This window comes from Devosia sp., assembly GCF_034675085.1.
Classification (GTDB): Bacteria; Pseudomonadota; Alphaproteobacteria; order Rhizobiales; family Devosiaceae; genus Devosia.
In genome coordinates this window covers 1-5405 of sequence record NZ_JAUCDN010000227.1, presented here as the reverse complement: position 1 = coordinate 5405, position 5405 = coordinate 1, and the positions used below count along the sequence as shown (strand labels likewise).

The following is a 5405-nucleotide window of genomic DNA, read 5'->3' as shown; positions in this document are numbered from 1 at the left end:
GCGCCGACCTCGTAGGGGCGGTGCGCCGCCCCGCCGCTGCGTCCCTGGCCGGGGTCAACAAGGGGGCGCTGGTGATCGGCGCACTCGACCCCTATGGCAACGAGGCCGACATCGCGGCGCTGGCCAAGGCGGGCGTCACCGCCATCGCCATGGAGTTCATGCCCCGCATCACCCGTGCGCAGGTCATGGATATCCTGTCCTCGCAGGCCAATCTGGCCGGCTATCAGGGCGTCATCGAGGCGGCGGCCGAATTCGACCGCGCTTTGCCGATGATGATGACCGCCGCCGGCACCGTGCGTCCGGCCAAGGCCTTCATCATGGGGGCCGGGGTCGCCGGCCTTCAGGCCATCGCCACGGCCAAGCGGCTGGGCGCGGTGGTGTCGGCCACCGATGTGCGCCCCGCCGCCAAGGAGCAGGTGGAAAGCCTGGGCGGCAAGTTCATCGCCGTCGAGGACGAGGAATTCAAGCAGGCCGAGACCGCCGGCGGCTACGCCAAGCAGATGAGCGCCGAATATCAGGCCAAGCAGGCCGAGCTGACCGCCCAGCACATCGCCAAGCAGGACATCGTCATCACCACCGCGCTCATTCCGGGCCGGCCGGCGCCGCGCCTCATCACCAGGGCCATGGTGGAATCCATGGCCCCCGGCTCGGTGATCGTCGACCTCGCCGCCGAGCGCGGCGGCAATGTGGAACTGACCGTTCCGGGCAAGGTGATCGAGCACAACGGCGTCAAGATCATCGGCTACACCAATGTGCAGGGACGCATCCCCACCACGGCCAGCCAGCTTTATGCGCGCAACCTGATCGCCTTTGTCGACACGCTGTTCGACAAGAAGGAAAAGGTCCTGGCCATCAACTGGGATGACGAGCTGGTCAAGGCCACGGTGCTGACGCGCGACGGCGCCGTCGTCCACCCCAATTTCGCCAGCCCCGCTGCCGCCGCTCCGGCCGAAACGGCCAAGGCTGCGGCCAAGCCGGCCGCGCCGCGCAAGGCGCCGGCCAAAAAGGCGGTGGCCGCCGAAGCCGCTCCGGCCGCCGAAAAGGCGGAAGCCAAGCCCGCCGCAGCGAAAAAGCCTGTCGCGGCGAAAAAACCTGCAGCAGTGAAAAAGCCGGCTGCGGCCGGCAAGCCGGCAGCCAAGGCTGCTGCGGCACCCAAGACCGCAGCGTCCGCGACCGGCGCCGAGGCCCCGGCCAAGCCGGCGGCGAAAAAGCCCGCCGCCAAGAAGCCCGCAACTCCCAAGGAAACCAAATGATGGAAGCGATCGATCCATTCACCTTCCGCCTCGCCATTTTCGTCCTGGCGATCTTCGTGGGCTATTTCGTCGTCTGGTCGGTGACCCCGGCGCTGCACACCCCGCTGATGAGCGTGACCAACGCCATCTCCTCGGTGATCGTGGTGGGGGCGCTGCTGGCTGTGGGCGTGCATCTGGCCGCCGACGGCAACTGGGTTTCCAAGGTCTTCGGCTTCATCGCCCTGGTCTTTGCCAGCGTGAACATCTTTGGCGGGTTCCTCGTCACCCAGCGCATGCTGGCCATGTATAAGAAGAAGGGTTGAGCCGATGATTTCTGCAGATATTGCGGCACTGCTCTATCTTGTGGCCGGGGTGCTGTTCATCCTGGCGCTGCGCGGGCTTTCCAGCCCCAGCTCGTCCCGCCAGGGCAATATGTTCGGCATGGTGGGCATGGGCATCGCCATCCTCACCACGCTGGCCGTGGCGGCTCCGTCCGATTGGGAAAGCTGGGCGCTGATCGTGGCCGGGCTGGCCGTCGGCGGCGGTATCGGCGCCTATATGGCGCGCACGGTCAAGATGACCGACATGCCCCAGCTCGTCGCCGCCTTCCACTCGCTGGTGGGCCTGGCGGCAGTGTTCGTGGCAGCGGCGGCGCTTTACGCGCCCGAAGCCTTCGGCATCGGCACCGGCGGGCATATCCATGCCCAGGCGCTGGTGGAAATGTCGATCGGCGTCGCCATCGGCGCCTTCACCTTCACCGGCTCGGTGATCGCCTTCGCCAAGCTCAACGGCAATATGAGTGGCAAGCCCATCCTGCTGCCGGCGCGCCACGCCATCCATATCGTGATGGGCGTGGCCATCGTGGCGCTGGTCTGGGCCTTCACCATCTCGGCCGATCCCTGGCTGTTCTGGGCCATCACCATCCTGGCGCTGGTGCTGGGCGGGCTGATGATCATCCCCATCGGCGGCGCCGACATGCCGGTGGTGGTCTCCATGCTCAACTCCTATTCGGGCTGGGCGGCGGCGGGCATCGGCTTCACGCTGGGCAATACCGCGCTCATCATCACCGGCGCGCTGGTGGGCTCGTCGGGTGCGATCCTCTCCTACATCATGTGCAAGGCGATGAACCGCAGCTTCATCTCGGTGATCCTGGGCGGGTTCGGCGGTGACGCCGCCGCCGCCTCGGGCGCCACCGAGGATGACCGCCCGGTCAAGCAGGGCGCGGCGGAAGACGCGGCGTTCCTGATGAAGAATGCCGGCAAGGTCATCATCGTGCCGGGCTATGGCATGGCGGTGGCGCAGGCCCAGCACGCGCTGCGCGAAATGGCCGACATGCTCAAGGCCGAGGGCGTGGAAGTGAAATATGCCATCCATCCGGTGGCGGGCCGCATGCCCGGGCACATGAACGTGCTTCTGGCCGAAGCCAACGTGCCCTATGACGAAGTGTTCGAGCTGGAGGACATCAACTCCGAATTCGCCCAGGCCGACGTGGCCTTCGTCATCGGCGCCAATGACGTCACCAATCCCGCCGCCAAGACCGACAAGACCTCGCCGATCTACGGCATGCCGGTTCTCAATGTGGAGGATGCGGGCACGGTGCTGTTCATCAAGCGCGGCATGGCCGCCGGCTATGCCGGGGTGCAGAACGAATTGTTCTACCGCGACAACACCATGATGCTGTTCGGCGATGCCAAGAAGATGACGGAAGACATCGTCAAGGCGCTCGGACACTGAGTGTTCGCCAGAATTGGAAAGGGCCCGCGCAAGCGGGCCTTTTCTGTTTGGGGGAGATGGATCGGAACGGAAGAAAGCCAGCCTGTCATTCCGGCCTGCGCCGGAATGACACCGGGGAAAGCCCAGCTCCCCTTCAATAATGCGGCGGGGGTTTTTCGGTGGCGGGGTCGGCGATATAGGCGCCGGAGCGGAGCTGCTCTTCCATCTGCACCATCTTGCGGGTGAGCAGGTCGATCTGCTGCCACTGGCTGGTGATGGTCTGGTTCAGCTCCTCGATGGTGTGGTCCTGGAAGGCGATGCGGGTTTCGAGCGCGTCCACGCGCTCGATCAGGACGTGCAGCGCGGTATCGGTCATGACGGATCGCCCAAGGCTGGTTGGAATGTGCCGGCAGCGATAGACCAGAGCGGGCGTGGAGGCAATCCTGGCGGGGATGCGCCGGTTACATGCCAGTTACATGGTGGTGCATGCTTGCAGGCGGGCCCGTTCCGCGCCATGTCTGAGGCGATAAAGGATAGGACCATGACCAAGCTGCTCAAGATCGATGTGTTCACCGATGTGGTGTGCCCCTGGTGTCTGGTGGGGTCCGTGCGGCTCGACAAGGCCATTGCGGACCTGCCCGAGGATATCGAGGTGGAGGTGGAGAACCACCCCTTCTATCTCGATCCCAACACGCCCGAGGAGGGCGTGGTGGTGGCCGACATGCTGCGGGAGAAATACGGGCGCGACCCCAGCGAGATGTGGGCGCGGGTGGAAGGGGAGGCGCGCAAGAGCGGCATCGCCCTCGATCTCAGCCAGCAGCCGCGCATGTTTCCCACGCGCAAGGCTCATACCATCACGCGGCTGGCCAAGCCCCTGGGCATCCAGCACGAATTGGCCAACGCCATTGCCGAGGCCTATTTTCTCGAGCACCGGCAGGTCCATGACGACAATGTTCTGGCCGATATCGCGGTGCAGTTCGGCTTCGATCGGGGCGATGCGCTCGACGCCATGAATGACGCGCATGAGCTGGCCATTACCGAGCAGCTGGCCAATGACGCGGCGGCGCAGGGCATTCGCGGCGTGCCCTTCTTCATCTTCGGGGAGAAATACGCGCTGTCGGGCGCCCAGCCCGACGAGGTGTTCGCGCGCGGGCTGCAACAGGCGCTGGCCGAGCTATGAGCATGGGAAAGCGCATCGCCCGCAGTCTCTGGGTGGCGCTGGCCCTTGTGGCCTGCGCCTATCTGGGCGTCATCGCCTATATGTATGTCAACCAGCGCGCGCTGCAATATGAGCCGCAGGGGGAGGTGGTGGCGCTGGCCGACACCATGCTTGCCGGCGCGCAGGAGATTGCCGTGCCGGTGGAGGGCAGCGTGGTCAATGGCTGGTATCAGCCGCCGGGGCCGGGCAAGCCGATCATCGTCTATTACAAGGGCAATTCCGGCTCGTTCAGCAAGGAGCATGAGCGCTTCGAGCAATTCGTCGCCGATGGCTATGGCTTCCTCGCCTTCGACTATCGCGGCTTTCCCGCCTCTCCGGGCAGCATCAGCCAGGCGGGAATCCTGGCCGATGCGCTGGCCGTCTATGACTGGGCGGCGGGGCAGGGCTACCCAATGGTCGTCTGGGGGCGCTCGCTGGGCTCGGGCCCATCCACCTATGTCGCCAGCCAACGCCAGCCCAAGGCGCTGCTTCTGGAAACGCCCTTCGTCTCGGCGGTGACGGTGGCGGCGGAGCGCTATCCCTTCCTGCCGGTGGCGCTGGTGATGCAGGACCAGTTCCCGCTCGACCAGTGGATCGGCAACGTCACGGCGCCGGTGCTGGTGGCGCATGGCACGGGCGACACGGTGATCGATGTCAGCAATGGCGAGCGGGTCCATGCGCTGGCGCCGCACAAGGATGAATTGTGGATCGAGCCGGGGGCGGATCATGGCGACCTCTGGGCGCGGGGGATCTGGAACCACGCCCGGCCGTTCTTCCAACGGGCTCTTTGAGGCCGGGCCGATAGAGAGGGCTTGACCTCGGGGCGGCGGCGGGGGCCTATCCGCATTCCTGCCGCCTGGATCTTCCCATGACCGAGCTTTCTCCCCTGCCGCCCATGTCGGCCCGCCGCACCGCGCTGGTCGGCGGCCTGATGGTGGCCGCCGGCCCGCTATCGATCTCGCTCTACGGGCCGGCCCTGCCCACCATCGTGGCCGATCTGGGCACCACGGCGGCCATGGGCAAGCTGTCGCTATCGGTCTATTTCGGCGCCTTCGCGCTGGCGCAACTGGTGTGCGGGCCATTGTCGGACAGCCTGGGGCGGCGGCGCGTCACCATGGTGTTCATGGCGCTCTATGTGCTGGGAAGCCTGGTGGCGAGCCTGGGGCCGGATATCGCCTGGCTGCTGGCGGGCCGGGTGTTGCAGGGCGTGGGCGTCTCGGTGGGGGTGGCGCTGTCGCGGGCCATGGTGCGCGACCAGTTCG

7 protein-coding genes are annotated in these 5405 nt (G+C 66.1%); 6 read left to right on the top strand and 1 reads right to left on the bottom strand.

The features are described 5' to 3' along the window. The 3 genes from VDP82_RS13295 to VDP82_RS13285 all read left to right on the top strand — a co-directional run. Positions 1-1253 (top strand): NAD(P) transhydrogenase subunit alpha (locus tag VDP82_RS13295; RefSeq protein ID WP_323015328.1); only part of this gene is annotated, 1253 nt, incomplete at its 5' end. Continuing rightward, entirely contained in the window at positions 1250-1555 is a 306-nt protein-coding gene (locus VDP82_RS13290; protein ID WP_323015327.1) for a proton-translocating transhydrogenase family protein, read from the top strand. The genes VDP82_RS13295 and VDP82_RS13290, both read left to right, overlap by 4 nt. A gap of 4 nt (positions 1556-1559) precedes the next feature. Further along, positions 1560-2966, top strand: coding sequence for an NAD(P)(+) transhydrogenase (Re/Si-specific) subunit beta (locus tag VDP82_RS13285; protein ID WP_416347116.1), 1407 nt, complete (start codon positions 1560-1562; stop codon positions 2964-2966). A 133-nt stretch (positions 2967-3099) separates the two neighbouring features. Here VDP82_RS13285 and VDP82_RS13280 read toward each other — a convergent pair whose 3' ends face one another. After that, the gene (locus VDP82_RS13280) at positions 3100-3321 is read right to left on the bottom strand and encodes a SlyX family protein (RefSeq protein ID WP_323015326.1); all 222 of its coding nucleotides are present in this window, start codon (positions 3319-3321) and stop codon (positions 3100-3102) included. 165 nt (positions 3322-3486) lie between these two features. Here VDP82_RS13280 and VDP82_RS13275 point away from each other — a divergent pair, with 165 nt between their 5' ends. From VDP82_RS13275 to VDP82_RS13265, 3 genes are all read left to right on the top strand, one after another. Continuing rightward, positions 3487-4125, top strand: coding sequence for a DsbA family oxidoreductase (locus VDP82_RS13275; protein ID WP_323015325.1), 639 nt, complete (start codon positions 3487-3489; stop codon positions 4123-4125). Beyond that, positions 4122-4934 carry an alpha/beta hydrolase gene (locus VDP82_RS13270; RefSeq protein ID WP_323015324.1) on the top strand — a complete coding sequence of 271 codons (813 nt, stop codon included), beginning with the start codon at positions 4122-4124 and terminating at the stop codon, positions 4932-4934. The genes VDP82_RS13275 and VDP82_RS13270 overlap by 4 nt, the downstream gene beginning before the upstream one ends. Positions 4935-5011: 77 nt before the next feature. Beyond that, positions 5012-5405 (top strand): MFS transporter (locus tag VDP82_RS13265; RefSeq protein WP_323015323.1); only part of this gene is annotated, 394 nt, incomplete at its 3' end.